A 16,271-nucleotide genomic window follows, 5' to 3' on the forward strand; every position below is an offset into this window, starting at 1 on the left:
ACAGAGGTACGCCATAACAGCGCCCTCTCTTCTTTCCTGCACCCGTCATTTGCACGGATTATGCTGTTTTCATTACTTCACGGAACCTACCATACCTGCAACAAAATGTTTCTGCATGATGAAGAAAACGATTGCTGTAGGCAGTGTTGCAATCACGATTGCTGTCATGATTACTCCGTAATCCGGAGAATAACCAGCACCCAGATTTGAGATCAACAGTGGAATCGTTTGTTGGTCAGGTGTTTGCAATACAATGAGTGGCCACAGATAGTTGTTCCAGCTACTCATGAATGTAATGATTGCTGCCGCTGCATATGTTGTTTTCATGGTTGGCATATAGATCTTCAAGAAGATACCGAGTTCACTCAAACCATCAATACGTCCAGCTTCCAGCAAGTCTTTCGGGAACATTTTGGTGTTCTGACGGAAGAAAAAGATCAGGAACGCTGTTGCGATGGTTGGCAGGATCACTGCTGCCATCGTGTTGATTCCAATAACCGGTGCAACTCCCGAGATTGTTGCAAACATACGATACAGTGGTACCATGATCGCTGCAAACGGGATCATCATGGATAACAACAGGATATTAAACACGACATCACGGGACTTCGTCCGATATACCTCGAAGCCATAACCTGCCATGGAACCAATAAACAGTGCCAAGACAGTGGAGATTACAGAGATAATCGCCGAGTTTCCGAGAGCCTGTACCAGATTTGTCGAATCAATCAGTTTGTTAAAGTTATCAATGAAAGCTGAACCCGGCAGCAGTCTACCCTTGGTGACATCGACTGATGCATTTGTTGAACTGACCAGCATCCAGAAGAAAGGGAAAATGGATACAAAGGCGACGATGGATAGGAACACATACGTGAAAATCCGTTTTGCTTTAGCTTTAGCCATTTTTATTATCACCTGCCACTTTAAACTGGATGATGGACAATACAATAATCAAGATTACGATGGAATACGATACTGTTGCTGCATAACCGAAGTCCGGTGAATATTTGAACGAAAGGTTGTAGATGTATTGTGAAATCGACATGGTCGCATTACCTGGACCACCTTTGGTAATATTCATGATCTCATCGAAGATTTGCAATGTACCAATCGTTGATGTGATCGAAGTAAAGAGGATAATCGGTTTAAGCAAAGGTACTGTGATTTTGAAGAATTGTGTAAAAGCATTCGCTCCGTCAATTCTTGCAGCTTCATAGATCGATTGATCGATGTTTTGCAGGGATGACAGATAGAAAATCATGTTATATCCGGTCCAACGCCAAGTAACGGCGATTATAATCGTAATTTTAGCCCAGAACGGGTCTGTGATCCATTGAATTGGATCGCCAATAATGTGCAAGCCCATAAGGAATTGATTCACCATTCCATCTGGTGCAAACAAATATTTGAATACAACAGAGTACGCTACCAATGAAGTTACACAAGGCAAGAAAATCGCTGTACGGAAGAAGCTCCGGAAGCGTAGTGTGCTGTCATTCAGCAATACGGAAATAAACAAACCGAGAATAATCATTACAGGCACTTGAATGATCAAGTAGATAAATGTATTCGATAATGCTGTACGGAACGTTGTATCAACTAACAATCTTTTGTAGTTAGAAAGGCCCGAAAATTCAAGATTGGCTCCTACACCAGACTTGAACGATAAGAGCAGCGCTTGGATCATCGGGTAGAAGTAAAATGCAACAATCCCGACAACAGCCAGCAAAACAAAAGCCCATCCAGTCAAATTATTTTTCTTTTGGAGACTGTCTCCTGTATTCATGGCTTTCACAGTATGGCTCCTCTCTCTCCATGGAACATGGGTAGAACCCACGGAGCCTCTCGCCATATCCGGTTCGACTTGCGCCGGACATGGGAGACGGCTCCGATGTTTCCTAGGGTTCTATAAGTTACCTTGGGTATCTTAGTTTAATTGTGCTTCAGCTTGTTTTTGTGCATCAGCCAGAACGTCATCGATTGATTTACCGTTCAGGAATGCTTGCATTTCTACTACCAGAATATCTTCAATGGCATATGTGTTGATACCATAGTTTACGCTTGGAATTTCTTTCGTCCAATTCGCAAAGTCTGTGAAGATTTTTTGTCCGCCGAAGTACTCGTCTGCTTTGGCATACGCATCACCATCAACTGCTGGTTTGTACGTACCAATTGCGCCGATGTTGTTCAACAGATCTTGATACAATTGTTTGTCAGAACCAAATGTTTTTGCTACAAAATCAGCTGCTTGATCTGCACCAGGAACGTTGTTCATAACATACCAAGAGCTACCACCCAAGTTGGATGCGTGAACAGAGTTTGGTTGACCAGCCATTTTCGGCATTGGAGCTATAGCCCATTTACCGGATTGGGAAGCTTCTTGACGTACAGATGGTGAGAACCAGTTACCTGTAGGAATTGTTGCTACGCTACCGTTATTGGCGTTGGCAACGAATTGACTCCAGTCAGAGTGCAATTTAACAATGTTGGCATCCATCATTGCTTTGTAAGTAATAAACGCTTCTTTCAGAGCAGCATTATTAGCAATGTCAGGTGTTTTACCATCTTCTGCGGAATACCATTTACCTGCAGTTTGGATCATCATACGAATCAAACCAAGGTCATTCGGGTCAAGAGAAAGAAGCTCTTTACCTGTTTTAGCTTTTACGTCTTTACCAATTTGGATGTAGTCATCCCAAGTGATGTCTTGCAGGTCAGCTGCTTTGTAGCCAGCTTGCTCCAGCAGATCTGTTCTGTAGTACAAACCAGCAACACCGGAGTCAAATGGTACTCCGTATTGTTTGCCATCAAACGCTGTTGGTCCGAGTTTGTAATCTGCAAAATCGGAAGCCGTGATACTGGAAGACAGATCTTTGAACGCATCAGGATATGCATTCAAGAAGCTTTGTGAACGATAGTCTTCAATCAGAACTACGTTTGGAAGACCGCTGGCAGTTCCGGAGTTAAGACCTGTGTTCAGTTTCTGAATGATATCAGCTTGAGCATATTCAATGATGTTAATTTTCACATCAGGATTTGCTTTTTGATATGCTTCTTTTGCTGTTTCCATTGCAGCTACGTTAAAAGCTTTGTCCCAAGCCCAGACCGTAATTTCGTTTGTTTTTTCGTCACCACCACTAGCGGAATTACCTCCGCCACCGGATGAACATGCGGACAACAGCAGTACTGTAACGAGCATCAATACCCACATTTTTTTCAAAATATTCAACTCCCCTTCGACCTCTTTGTGTGTAATTTGTTTGCGTTTTCTGAAAGCGGTTGCTTTCGATGTATTCATCTTATCATTCCCATATCTCCATTCGTTAGTAATAATTTTGTGCGGATTTGTCATCTTATTGCCACAATGAAAACCTTTACAGAAACCGTTTGCATTAAATTTGGTTTTTTGTAATTTCTTTTGATTTTGTAATTTCTTGATCTTGAAATAGTACAAAATGATTTCACCCACTTTACCTCTGACACGTGAAAATCCCCCGCCTCTGTAGAAAACAGAAGCGAGGGATCTCGATTTTAAGTGTATTCAATCGAATCGGGTTTCGATTCAACTCGTGATTAAAGGCAATGTAACCGTTACTCTCGTCCCTTCACCGACATTGCTCATAATCGTGACACCGTAAGGTGAACCATATAATAACTCAATACGGTCATGTACATTGCGAATACCGATACCACTGAATAGTTGACGATTGTTTTTTGGATTGGGCAATGTTTCTCCCATGACAAGCCCTTCAATTCCATCACCATTGTCCATAATCTCACAGATGAGTGATTCTCCCGCTCTGGAAACCATGACATGAATCGTACCCGTTTCTTTCTTGATAAATCCATGGAAAAACGCATTCTCGATAAACGGCTGGATCACCAGTTTGGGTACATGATAGTGTGTACAATCCGGAGCAACGTAGAAAGCTGCTTTAATCCGGCCACCATATCTGACGTGATTAATGAAGACATAATTTTTCAAATTCTCGACTTCTTGCTCCACTGTAACAGTTTGACTCACATCACTGATCGTATTTTGCAGCAATCCAATTAATGCGTTAATGGTCTCCGCAGCCCTGTCTTTGTTGCCTTGTTGTACCAGAACTTTGACAGATGCAAGTGTATTGTACAAGAAGTGAGGATTAATCTGACTCTGTAATGCCGCAAGCTCTGCGTTACGTTGTTCATGCTGTGTCTGTACTAACTGATCCACATAATCATGCAGTTCATCAAGCATGTAATTGTAAGCATGGCCAAGCTGCCTGCTCTCGTAGCTTCCACTCACCGGAATGTAGTTGTCCAGATCACTTTTTGTAATGTTGGACATCTGCCTCACAAGTCTGCGCAGTGACTTGGTAATCTGGCTGGTGATGAGAAACACGAGGATGAGTGCCCCCACAACGATAGCTGCACAGATCAGGACAACCGTCTTCATGTCGATAAGTTGACCCATCGCCAGATCCTTATCCACTACATTGACAATATAAAACCGATAGAACGGTAGATACTCGGATAACACAACGCTATCCTGATCCATCACACGAGCATTAATACTTCTCGGAGAGTTGTTGTTCATTTCTCGGGCATACGATAGCAAATCCAGCTGAGTTGTTCCGATCCAGTCTTCACGATTCGATGATACAATCTCACCTTTTTCATTCATAATGACCACATCATTGCCACGACTTGTAAAGCTGCTGTAAAATTGCCGGAATAGGTCTTCTCTCATCGTGACATAGAGCGTACCGTATATCCGGCTGCGTGTTCGGTCCGTCAACGCCTTCGTCGCAGAGATCATCTGCTGACTCCCGAGCGTCGCCTCGTTTTGGTAAACATCAAAGATAAGACGACTCGGCGTCTCAGCTGCTTCCATCGTAATTGGCTCCTGCTTCAATTCATCCACGGACAACTGAAGGTGAGCACGATTCGTGGAATAGCTCCGTCCATTAATCCCGATAATTGTTATCCCTACTTCGTAGGATTCTGTGATGGATTGAATTCGATCCATCGTTTCCCTCATATTATAGAAGGATTTGGCCATCGTGAGGGAATCGGCATCTCCTTCGGACAGGAATCCTCGGATCGATCCACTCTGCGTCACATTATTCGATACGGCAGCAATGGCCTCATTAAAGGATTCAAAATTTGTTTTGATCTGATTAAGCACCTTGGAGTTTGTGATACTGAACGTCTCAGTAAACAGATTGGTTGACATGTGAATGGTCGTCCATAAGATGAGTACAGCAACGAGGACAATACTGACCACCATAACCAGAAACAACTTGGGAAACAATCCGAGACGAGATAATTGGTTCATCCATTTCTTCATGATCTTATCCTTCTGACTTTATGCCCAGAATTTGCGCCGGTATCGGCTTGGTGATAATCCGGTGAATTTTTTGAACACTTTGCAAAAGTAACTATGATCGGAATAGCCTACCATACTGCTAATCTCAGAGATCGTTACATCATCGGATCGGAGCAGTTCCTCGGCTTTTTCAATCCGAATTTTATTCAAGTATTCATTAAATCCTTCTTTTTTGTGCGATGAGAAATAACTGGATAAATACGATGGATTAAAATGAAAATGCTTGGCTACTTCAGCAAGCCCGAGCGGCTGATCAAAGTGCTCATGCATGTAATCCAGCAGCATCTTCATGTTGGGATCACTTCGTTTTCCACCCGCACCAACGGTGCACTCCTGAACTTCGGTCATGAATTGGTCAAGCACAGTCATAACTTCGTCCAGACTCGAAGCCCCGTCCACATTTTTAAAATACGTATATTTGCTCTCTTCCAGCCCGGCAGATTGGACATCCATATCCGCGAGGGTAATGGTCACGTTAAAGATCAAGTTACCGAGAAATGATTTGATCTCAAACACATCGGCAATATAATCCCGTCCAAGTGTTGCCGCATGATCCTGTAAATACTCCCTTGCCGCTTCGACCCTGTTACGCTTCACATGCTGCAAAAACATATTCACATTAAACTGGTAACCTGCGGGATGCATTGGAGGCAGTTCGCCATACACCAGGATTGGTCGATCCTTATAATAGAAGCGATATTCAATCAGCTTAACCAGGCGTTCCCGGTAAACAACACCCATCTGTTCAAATGAAGTAAAGCTTTCACTAAGCACCCAACCAGGACTGCCTTCTCCTGCTGCATTTTCACTGGCCAACTGTCTGATCCGTTCAAGCATCCATTGATCTCTCGCAGGATCGACATTAAGAAGCATCACAGGTAATGTACCCTCTGCGGGAACCATTGCACATTCTACTTCAGGCAGATCACTGCGGAGCTTGGATTCAATCTGTTCCTGATCCATCTTCAGTGGATTCCCTCCAGCACCCACGGGTTTATACACCAGCAAGCGAAAGGATTCATACGGAAAGGTATCTCGAATCATCGGCATTTCGCTATCTTCATCCAGTGTAAATCCGGACAGCATCTTCTCCATCAGTTGCCCAAGCCTCCAGCCATCGTGCGAAGGTTCGAACTGTAGCTCGGGAATTTTACCCGCTGTGCGTTGAAGGACTTGCAATAATTCATTCGTATCCAGCTTGGGTTTCAGTATATAATCGGCTGCCCCGTGCTGAAGCGTTGAACGTACATACTCGAATTCACTGAAGCTGCTAAGTACAATAACTTCAATCTGCGGATTACTGGCTTTTAGTGTACGGACAAACGTTTCGCCATCCATGACAGGCATGACAATGTCGGTAATCACAATATCCGGTTTTAACAGACTCACCTGCTGTAATCCTTCTTCACCGTTGGAAGCTTCTCCCACAATGATAAATCCTTCCGCTTCCCAGTTCATATGGTGCTTTATGCCTTGCCTTACCAGAAACTCATCGTCAACAATCAGCACCTTGCACAACCGGTTCATGATCGCGACCCCCTTGTCTAATCTTTCCTCTATATCTGTACAGGCTATACCAACTATTATATATCGGTTATAAACACTTTCCAGTGTTAGCGGTTACATTAATTTAAAATTGATTGTACATCTTTTTATATCCTAAAACGATCCTTTAAGCAATGGTAACTATCTATATTTTACACTATATTTCGACAAAATAAGAAGCCCCGACTCGCCATTCGATCATTTGGCGAATCAGGCCCCCTATTTCAATCCTTTATTTCGTTAAATCACTCACTTATGGTTCAATTCCCCATTGGAGACTTCCCGCGACATAACCGGTAACTTTGGTCCAGTCCGCATAGGAAGTCTGACTACCTGCAAAAGAATAATCATCCGTTTGCGTATAGTTGGTCCAATTGTTCTTGGAGATGCGAGTGTGGATTTCCGTGCTTTGTCCCGCATTCAGAGTTCCAGCGGAAGCTGAGAATCCAATCTCAAGCACGTGGTCAGCACCAGTCCGAACTGGATTGAGCGCACTGAACGTGCCTGTTACATTCGAACTGCCAGCTGTTGCCCAGTCAGCGAAGAAGTTCTGAGGCTGTTCACCGTTTATCGTGTAGTAGTATCTGATCTTTACATCAGACAGATTCAAGGCTGTAGTACCCGTGTTTGTCAGTTTGAATTTGGGACTAATCGAGCTGCCCGTCGCTGAAGTGTTGCTGTTAAACATCTCAATGCGTATGGTTCCAACAGGTGCAGCTGTCGTGTCTTTAATGAGCAGATTCAAGGTCGCAGGAGCGCCTGCGCTGAATTGAAAGGTTAGCGCCGCTGTGCCATTTGGCAGTGAAGCCAGGTAGTTTTTACTTAATACGACCTCATTACCTGTTAACGTGTAATCTGTACCTGAAACCAGCGTTGCATTCCCGTTACGAATGGATGTAAGTGTATTGCCGTTAAGTGTTAACGTGACTGGAATATTCACCTGATTGCCTGCTTTGCGATCAAATTCGGCTGTAATCGGTGTAATCGCAGAGTTGGTCACTGGTGTACCCCCGCCGTCTCCTCCGCCATTGTTACCTCCAACACGGTCAGCATACAAAATTCCCCGGCCATTGGTTCCGAGATATACTCTTCCATACAAACGAGGATCACCCGTAATTGTAGTTACACGAGCATACTGATGCTGATCATCATTGATACGAACCCAATTGGCACCACCGTCATCGGAGCGGAAGAATCCACGTGTTCCATCGATCTGTGCAACCGTGTATAATGCTACAACGCTCTGCCCAGGGGCCGCTTTACCAAATCCGATACTGTCTGCTTCCTCTACATTGGCAAGCTTCGTGAATGTCGCTCCTGAATCTGTGGAATGCCATAATCCGTAAGGACCTTCTTCCTCACTTCCACCTGCAAACCAGAGTTCCCCTTCAACACCTGGAACGGCATCCAGATCAGAATTCCCTTCCATCGGAAGTCCGGTCGCAGGTGATGCCGTGAAGGAAGCACCACCATTCACACTCACATAGATTTTACCCGCTGCAAATCCATAGAATTTGTTTGGATTGACACGATCCGAAATCACTTTTGCCTGTGCAGGTATCCCCGTACTTGCCGTCCATGAATTGCCGCCAGTCGAATAATGTACGCCTTTATCTGATGTGCTCCATACGAGTCGGTTACCATTCGCAGAGATGGCTACGGTACCCCCTCCAGTTGTGCCAGCAGGTTCTGCATTGGCCTTATACCACGTAGTGCCTCCGTCACTGGACAAACCAATGGATTTTGCATTTGGATCAGCAGCATAATCTGCTTTACCTACGCGAACCATCGTATTTGGACTTAACTCTGCAAAATCCAGACTTTCTGTAGAAGAATAGTTCGGGCTCGTAAATATGGTAGCTGGAGCCTGATCCAGATTGTTATGACGGAATCCGGAGACATCCCCCACTCCGCTTATCAAATGTGCACCACTTGGCGGGCTGATCAGATCCAGTACGGCAATCTCCTCAACCCCCTTCGCCATCACTGAAATATTGATTTTTTCATCATCATCCCAGTCTGTCAGGTTCTTCGTTCCATAGATCGTAGCACCTGTTCCATACATCATGCGATCCGAATCAAACGGATCAATCTCCAGATCACCGATCATCCAGCCCAGTTTTGGGGTTGTTTCGGGTGGGGCAGGATTGGTGCCAAATGTGAGCCATGGCGCTGCCGAAATATCCTGTGTATAACGTAACTTGCGGTTCGGATATCCTTCAAATTCCCATATGCGTGTCCACGTTGCTCCGCCATCTGTACTGCGGAACAAGGTGGCATCCGGCCACCAGGAATTCAATGTCGCAACCATCAATGTACCGGGATTCTGTGCATCGATAGCCAATCCGCCATATCCAAAATAATTATCCGTGCTGCTGCTTGGAACAGGGCTGATGTTGGTCCAGACACCTGTCGACGTATTCAGTTTCCACACATCACCTTTTTCCCCATCATAGGGTCCAACACCATCGCTGTACGTAATATAGAGGCTTCCGTCTGAATCGAGCACACCATGATGCGGGATATAACCTGTAGGTTGACCAGCAACAGCTGACCAAGTCAGGCCACCATTTGTGCTGCGATATACACTTTGATCTTTATCCGCAACACCCACATAGATTGTCTGGGTTGCCTGCCCTGCCGAACCTGTTGTTTTGTCAAACGTAACCCATGCCAGACCTACGATGTCACTGGTATATTCATTCGAAGGATCTTGCACATAATTTCCCGGATTCGGGAAGCTTGTGACTTCGTTCCAGGTCACACCGTAATCGGTACTTTTCCATAACCCATGACCACTTCGTGCACCGAAATACAGAATACTGTTATCATTCGGGTCCACGGTCAGGCGTTCTCCCATTGAACGTCCCGGCATGTTGCCGCCCACTTTGAACGGAAGTGTTGTGGTCTGCCATGTATCTCCCCGGTCCGTAGAGCGCAAGATGGAGCCATTATTTTGGTCCCACGAATTCGTATACGTCCCAACTGCCATATACACCCGATCGGGATCAACCGGGTCCGTAGCCAGTGCGTCCACACCATTCTTGTTCCAGTCATCCCAGCCGACAAAATCCGTTAGAGGTATCCAACTCTCGTTGGCCGCATTCCAGCGATAGGCTCCCCCGATATCCGTACGGGCATAGATCAGATCCTTTTCCGACTCGTTGAAAATAATGCCCGGCACAAATCCGCCACCTGCACCAGTCACTACATTTTTCCACTCATAGGCTTCACTTGGTGCCGCCGCTGTCGTTCCAGCAAGTCCTCCCAGCGAAGCGGTTACTACGGCAACCGTCAGACTCATCATTCGTAATTTCCCCATAAACGTTCTCATATCAACTTATCCTCCTCTTCTACTTCGTTACTGCATTTCGGTCTATCCCCGCTGTCTCATCGTGCTGATGATGGCGTGCCAGACGATTCAATGCATCTCTTGATACAAGAAGCCTCACCCCCTTCCAATCATGTTGTTAAGCGCTTACATAATTGTTCTTGATTCGCGGTTATCTGGATAATACTTTCAATAAATAACATTCGATGGAAATCCCCAAACCCCTCTGTCGAAATTCCGTTTTTTGTAAAATATTTTCAGTGTTTAAAATCGTTTATGCAACAAAAAAAGATGCTGTTAGAACAGCATCTTTCGACATTTTATATACGAATAAAAAATGGAATCGTTTCTTACCTGGCAAACCAGATAGAGTTTAACTACATGATTGGCACCTGTTTATTTCGAGCTACCATAGGGATGAGTCTCCTGGCCTTTAACTCCCGGTTTGATGACAAAAAGTGAGCCAGCATCCGGTGTCTCTTTCAGGCGTTCTTCCTTAATCCCAATGCGTGCTGTTGTAATGTATAACTCTTCGAGATCCGGTCCACCAAAACAGCAGGATGTTACCTGATCTGCTGGCACCTCGATCTGTTGCAACAGTTCTGATGTATGCGGGTTCCAGCGAGTGACTCTTCCTCCGCCCCAGTGCGCAACCCACAGCATGCCCGCAGCATCAACCGTCATCCCATCCGGAAAACCAAATTCCTCCGGTATGTGAATGACACTTGTCCGATTTTGTATCGTACCTGCCGTCAGATCAAAATCAAACCGGTCAATAGAACGTGTCGGGGTATCAATGTAATACATGGTCTGCCGATCCGGACTCCAGCCCAAGCCGTTGGATGTAGATACACCTTGTACCATTGTGCGAACGGGGTGTCCTTGCTCCAAACAATACAGTGATCCGGCTTTGCTCTCATTATTCATGCTCATCGTACCTGCCCAGAAGCGGCCCTGCGCATCACACTTGCCATCATTAAAACGATTGGTATCCTTATCTTGTTCGGGGTCCTCAATGGCATGACGCGCACCCGTAAGCAAGTTATAAGTGTAGAATCCACTGCGTAAAGCAACCAAAACTTCGTCACCACGATAGGGAACAACAGCACCGACATGTTCACCGACATCATAAGCCTGATCCTGCCCTGTAGCCGGATCATACACATGCACCTTAAAACTTTCAATATCTACCCACAATAATCGATTGTTCTCCGCATCCCAGCTTGGACCTTCCCCCAGTAATGCCGGGGTTTGTACTGCTACAGTTACGTCGCTCATGCCATCACGTCCTTATTCAGATTTGACGCCGCCTGACCATTCGAATCCGATGGCATCCAAGAATGCTTTGGACAGTACCATATGGCCCGTTGCATCCGGATGTACCCGGTCATAAGTCAGCACAGACGTATAGAAATGATCCCAAAATGGAGCAAATGCAGCCTGTGTATCCACATACACCGCATCATACTCACTGGCTACCCTGCGTACCGCTTCTCCGTAGATATCCATCGTTGCCCGCATCGGGTCTTCCGGATTGGCCTCAAGATAATAAGGAGTCATCAGTACCAGACCTTTCAGGTTGGGACGAACCGAAGCCACCAGTTCACGCAATGTCGATTCGTATTCTTCAAGAAACACATGTGATTCTGTTGACAATGGGTTGTCGAACTGACGCCATACATCGTTAATGCCGATCATGATCGTCAGCCAGTCCGGTTTAAGGTCCAGCACATCACGATCCCAGCGCTGTTTCAGATCACGAATCGTATTTCCACCATTACCCACATTCTGGACACGCAACATCAATTCCGGATAGATGGAGCGCAAGAGCGCATAGACTTGCGCTACGTAACCATGGCCCAGACCTGAACTGCCTTCGCCTACAGGATGTTCCCGACCACAATCCGTAATCGAATCTCCGATAAACAGAAGCTTGTCATTTTTCTGCAATTTCATCTTCATTTTCTCCTTCGCTCTAAAGCGCTAATATAAGAATAATTGATTAGTCAGGACCGTTAACTTGTTATCATTCAGTGATTACCAGCCTTGATTCTTGAGCCATGTGAGACACAGATCCGACCATACCCGAATCGCATGGTTGTCCTCAGCCAATCCAAGACCATGTGAACCTTTCTCAAAAACGTGCAAATCATAGGGAATGCCATGCTCGCCCAATGCAAGTGCGTAACGCAAGCTATTCTCTACAGGCACTGCCTGGTCAGCGCTGGTGTGCCAGATGAACGCTTCAGGAGCATCCGCTCTTACCTGCTGCTCCGCGCTAAAAGCCTTAATCTGCTCGGCAGTCGCGTCAGATCCAAGCAAATTCTCACGGGAACCGGCATGTCCATAGGACTCCATCGTAATGACCGGATAACAGAGAATGACTCGGTCCGGGCGTGAACTTTGACGTTCAATCGGATCCTCATGATCTGGTTGTCCCTCGTCATACAGCGTTCCCAGTGTTGCAGTAAGATGTCCGCCTGCGGAGAAACCAAGTACTGCAATCTTGGCAGGGTTGATGCCATACCGCTCAGCATGAGCACGAACATAACGTATGGCACGCTGACCATCTGTTATCGGTGCAGGATGCTGGTGAGGCGCCACCCGATATTTCAGGACAAATGCACTAATGCCTGCACGGTTCAACAATTCGGCTATTGGAGCACCTTCATGATCAGCCAAAAATCCATAGCCGCCTCCTGGACACACAATGACAGCGCTCTCGGAACCGGGCTGAATAAATGGAATCAAATGTGGCATTTCGTCTTCATGGCCCTGGGCTGCATAAGGTGCAGCATGATCCCATAAGGGTATCGTTGTTGTCATCTTCAATCATCCTCTCCAAGTAGAACGGAACCATGGGTCCGTTTAAACGTTTTCGAATCTCAGGAATCGATACCATCATAACGGTAATGCCCCTAAGGCATCAATACCTTCCTGGCATCACTTTTTGTTCATTTGGGTACATGTTAGTACAAATTACGAAACTGTTCAGGGGTGACCCCTTCAATCCGGCGAAAGGTAGCAACAAAATGGCTTGAATCCCGAAAGCCAACCCGAATTGCCGTTTCCCTAATCGTGGGTCTATGGTCTGCGGTCATGATTTCCTTGGCTTTGCGAATACGCAGCAGAATGAAATAGCTGTAGGCTGTCATGCCAAAGGACTGCTTGAACAAGGTGTTCAAATGTCTGGATGAGATCCCCGTCACAGTAGCCATATGTTCGAGCCCAATTTCGGGATTCGCATATTGCTGTTCCATGAATGCAATGAGCGGAGCGAGTCTCTCCACAGCATGAGAGATCGAAGACCGATTGCCCGTCATCCCATGTTTTTTGAGCAAAATCAGAAATCGATATATATCCGCTGACGCCTCAAGCCCCGACAAATCCTGATCACTTCTGATTGAATCCAGCACTTCCTGGCCGTAATCGTTGAACGGGCTGCACTGCTCCCACTGATAGAACGCCGCTTCACCCAGACTAAGTGACTCCAAGATTGCCGGACACTGGGAACCGCCAAATGTAATATAGAATGTCTCCCACTCTCCTTGGGCGCGCACATATTCATGCGGTTCATTCGGCGGTAACAAAATACCTGATGCTTCCCCTAGAACGACCGTGGACCCGGCAAACTTGAATTCTCCGGCTCCCTTTACTGTCTGAAGCCAATGGTAACATGGATACCCCACAGGTCTGGACACCTTCTCCTGATTGCCGTTATAACCTAGGCTCTCAATATAAAGGGGCAGCGGCTGATCACGTGATGTCATGAAATATCGTTGATGTCGGGGGGAGATAAACATGGGATGCCTCCTTGGGTATACGCTGAAATAGAGTTCCGTATTCTTATATGAGTCATTACTTTTATTATATTTTAAAAGTCATATGTATCATATAGTATAGGATTATTCTTATACAAGAGGTGAACACATTGATTAGCAGCAAACTGCCCAAAATGTTCTACGGGGGCGATTATAACCCGGAACAGTGGGATCACGAAACCCACCTTGAAGACCTGCGCATGTTCCAATTGGCAGGCATTGATATTGCCACAATTAACGTATTTTCATGGGCACTAATTCAGCCTGATGAAGTTACTTACCATTTTGAAGAACTCGACCAACTCATTAATCGTTTATATGAAAATGGTGTCTATATATGCCTTGCAACAAGCACTGCTGCCCATCCGGCTTGGATGGCAAAGAAATATCCAGACGTGCTTCGTGTAGATGCCGATGGACGCAAACGCAAATTCGGTGGGCGCCATAATTCCTGTCCCAACAGCCCGACCTATCGCAAATATTCCGAGAAGATTGCAGATAAACTGGCTGAACGATACAAGGATCACCCCGCTGTTCTCGTATGGCACATCTCCAATGAATATGGCGGTGAGTGTTACTGTGATAACTGTGAGAAAGCATTCCGCGTATATCTGAAAGAACGCTATCAGACTCTGGAACAGGTCAACAAAGCATGGAACACAAATTTCTGGGGGCATACCTTCTACGATTGGGACGAGATTGTACTGCCGAGCAACCTGAGTGAACATTGGGGTAACAACAATTCAACGTTCCAGGGAATCTCGCTGGACTACTCCCGCTTCAACTCAGACAGCATGCTGGACTGTTATCGGATGGAGTACGATGCGATCAAAAAACACATTCCGGACTCCGTTGTGACTACCAATCTGATGGGATTTTTCAAGCAATTGGATTATTTCAAATGGGCAAAATATTTGGATATTGTATCCTGGGACAGCTATCCCGGTCTCGCAACACCCGTCAGCTTCACGGCAATGGCTCATGACCTTATGCGCGGACTGAAAGATGGTCAACCGTTCATGCTTATGGAGCAAACACCAAGTCAGCAGAACTGGCAGCCATATAACTCACTGAAACGTCCAGGTGTCATGCGTCTGTGGAGTTATCAATCTGTTGCGCACGGGGCCGATACCATTATGTTCTTCCAGCTTCGCCGCTCCATTGGTGCCTGTGAGAAGTATCATGGTGCAGTTATTGAGCATGTTGGACACGAGAATACACGTGTATTCCGCGAAGTCGCTGAGCTGGGCAAGGAATTGCAGATCCTTGGAGATACCACACTGGATGCATCTGTTGAATCCAAAGTAGCGATTGTGTTCGACTGGGATAACTGGTGGGCCATCGAAAAATCAAGCGGACCTACGGTTGCCCTGAATTATGTGGATCAGATTCATAAATATTACGCCGCTTTCTTCCGCCGCAACATACAGGTAGATATCGTCAGTGTGGATACGGATATTAGCAAATATGACATCGTTCTCGCGCCTGTCCTTTACATGGTTAAACCGGGGTTTGCCGCCAAACTGGAGAAGTATGTTGAAGCAGGCGGAACATTCCTGACAACCTTCTTCAGCGGCATTGTCAACGAGAACGATCTCGTGACTACAGGTGGATATCCGGGAGAGTTACGTAAGCTGCTCGGAATCTGGGTGGAAGAAATTGATGCCCTGCTGCCTGAGCAAAAGAACAGCATAGTCCTCAAAGAAACCTACGGTGACCTTCAAGGAGAGTATGGCTGCGGCATGCTTTGTGACCTGCTGCACAGTGAAGGAGCCGAAGTCATCGCAGAGTATGGAGACGACTTTTATAAAGGCATGCCTGTTGTGACACGTAATACCTTTGGTCAAGGTGAAGCCTGGTACGTTGCATCCGACCCGGATGACCGCTTCCTGGATGGTTTGCTGGGACAGCTTGCAGCAGCCAAGAACGTAGAGTCCTTGCTTGAGACACCAGAAGGTGTTGAAGTAAGCGCACGAACCAAAGACGGCAAACCCTACCTGTTTGTCATGAACCATAACGCAACCACGCAATCCTATGATCTGGGAACAGCTAAGGCACATGATCTGCTCACCAATCGTGAGCTTTCGGGAAGTGTTGAGATTGAAGCCCGTGGGGTGCAATTGCTCGAAATGAAATAAGGGATTTCGCTTAATTGGAATCATTCGGAATGAAACACTGTGATAGAAATACCCGTGATACAAAG

Annotated in this window: 11 protein-coding genes; 1 reads left to right on the plus strand and 10 read right to left on the minus strand. The window is 46.0% G+C overall.

The window, feature by feature from the left end:
* Positions 1-72: 72 nt before the first annotated feature.
* The 10 genes from NSQ38_RS25055 to NSQ38_RS25100 form a co-directional block, all read right to left on the minus strand.
* Entirely contained in the window at positions 73-903 is an 831-nt protein-coding gene (locus tag NSQ38_RS25055) for a carbohydrate ABC transporter permease (RefSeq protein ID WP_062833750.1), read from the minus strand.
* Positions 896-1,786 (minus strand): sugar ABC transporter permease, encoded by an 891-nt coding sequence (locus tag NSQ38_RS25060; protein WP_036610887.1) that lies wholly within the window; start codon positions 1,784-1,786, stop codon positions 896-898. The genes NSQ38_RS25055 and NSQ38_RS25060 overlap by 8 nt, the downstream gene beginning before the upstream one ends.
* Positions 1,787-1,927: 141 nt before the next feature.
* On the minus strand, positions 1,928-3,211 hold the full coding sequence (locus tag NSQ38_RS25065; protein WP_338594901.1) for an extracellular solute-binding protein: 1,284 nt from the start codon (positions 3,209-3,211) through the stop codon (positions 1,928-1,930).
* 351 nt (positions 3,212-3,562) lie between these two features.
* The gene (locus NSQ38_RS25070; protein WP_338593779.1) at positions 3,563-5,332 is read right to left on the minus strand and encodes a sensor histidine kinase; all 1,770 of its coding nucleotides are present in this window, start codon (positions 5,330-5,332) and stop codon (positions 3,563-3,565) included.
* Between the two features lie 18 nt (positions 5,333-5,350).
* Positions 5,351-6,898, minus strand: coding sequence for a response regulator transcription factor (locus NSQ38_RS25075; protein ID WP_339784606.1), 1,548 nt, complete (start codon positions 6,896-6,898; stop codon positions 5,351-5,353).
* 271 nt (positions 6,899-7,169) lie between these two features.
* Complete coding sequence (locus NSQ38_RS25080; protein ID WP_339790696.1) at positions 7,170-10,220, minus strand: X2-like carbohydrate binding domain-containing protein; 3,051 nt, start codon at positions 10,218-10,220, stop codon at positions 7,170-7,172.
* 423 nt (positions 10,221-10,643) lie between these two features.
* On the minus strand, positions 10,644-11,525 hold the full coding sequence (locus NSQ38_RS25085; RefSeq protein WP_339784609.1) for an SMP-30/gluconolactonase/LRE family protein: 882 nt from the start codon (positions 11,523-11,525) through the stop codon (positions 10,644-10,646).
* 12 nt (positions 11,526-11,537) lie between these two features.
* Complete coding sequence (locus NSQ38_RS25090) at positions 11,538-12,203, minus strand: SGNH/GDSL hydrolase family protein (protein ID WP_339784611.1); 666 nt, start codon at positions 12,201-12,203, stop codon at positions 11,538-11,540.
* 81 nt (positions 12,204-12,284) lie between these two features.
* Positions 12,285-13,073, minus strand: a complete 789-nt coding sequence (locus NSQ38_RS25095) for an alpha/beta hydrolase (RefSeq protein ID WP_091031985.1) — start codon at positions 13,071-13,073, stop codon at positions 12,285-12,287.
* A 143-nt stretch (positions 13,074-13,216) separates the two neighbouring features.
* Positions 13,217-14,050, minus strand: a complete 834-nt coding sequence (locus NSQ38_RS25100; RefSeq protein WP_339784614.1) for an AraC family transcriptional regulator — start codon at positions 14,048-14,050, stop codon at positions 13,217-13,219.
* Between the two features lie 128 nt (positions 14,051-14,178).
* Here NSQ38_RS25100 and NSQ38_RS25105 point away from each other — a divergent pair, with 128 nt between their 5' ends.
* Entirely contained in the window at positions 14,179-16,206 is a 2,028-nt protein-coding gene (locus NSQ38_RS25105; RefSeq protein WP_339784616.1) for a beta-galactosidase, read from the plus strand.
* The last annotated feature ends 65 nt before the right edge of the window (positions 16,207-16,271 follow it).

The sequence above is a fragment of the Paenibacillus sp. FSL R7-0313 genome (assembly GCF_037969885.1).
Lineage (GTDB): Bacteria > Bacillota > Bacilli > Paenibacillales > Paenibacillaceae > Paenibacillus.

Bases quoted from the DNA above. Each gene is read 5' to 3' on its own strand.
- NSQ38_RS25080 (WP_339790696.1), bottom strand. From the start codon at position 10,220: ATGAGTCTGACGGTTGCCGTAGTAACCGCTTCGCTGGGAGGACTTGCT.
- NSQ38_RS25075 (WP_339784606.1), bottom strand. From the start codon at position 6,898: ATGAACCGGTTGTGCAAGGTGCTGATTGTTGACGATGAGTTTCTGGTA.
- NSQ38_RS25065 (WP_338594901.1), bottom strand. From the start codon at position 3,211: ATGTGGGTATTGATGCTCGTTACAGTACTGCTGTTGTCCGCATGTTCA.
- NSQ38_RS25090 (WP_339784611.1), bottom strand. From the start codon at position 12,203: ATGAAATTGCAGAAAAATGACAAGCTTCTGTTTATCGGAGATTCGATT.
- NSQ38_RS25055 (WP_062833750.1), bottom strand. From the start codon at position 903: ATGGCTAAAGCTAAAGCAAAACGGATTTTCACGTATGTGTTCCTATCC.
- NSQ38_RS25060 (WP_036610887.1), bottom strand. From the start codon at position 1,786: ATGAATACAGGAGACAGTCTCCAAAAGAAAAATAATTTGACTGGATGG.
- NSQ38_RS25070 (WP_338593779.1), bottom strand. From the start codon at position 5,332: ATGAAGAAATGGATGAACCAATTATCTCGTCTCGGATTGTTTCCCAAG.
- NSQ38_RS25095 (WP_091031985.1), bottom strand. From the start codon at position 13,073: ATGACAACAACGATACCCTTATGGGATCATGCTGCACCTTATGCAGCC.
- NSQ38_RS25085 (WP_339784609.1), bottom strand. From the start codon at position 11,525: ATGAGCGACGTAACTGTAGCAGTACAAACCCCGGCATTACTGGGGGAA.
- NSQ38_RS25100 (WP_339784614.1), bottom strand. From the start codon at position 14,050: ATGTTTATCTCCCCCCGACATCAACGATATTTCATGACATCACGTGAT.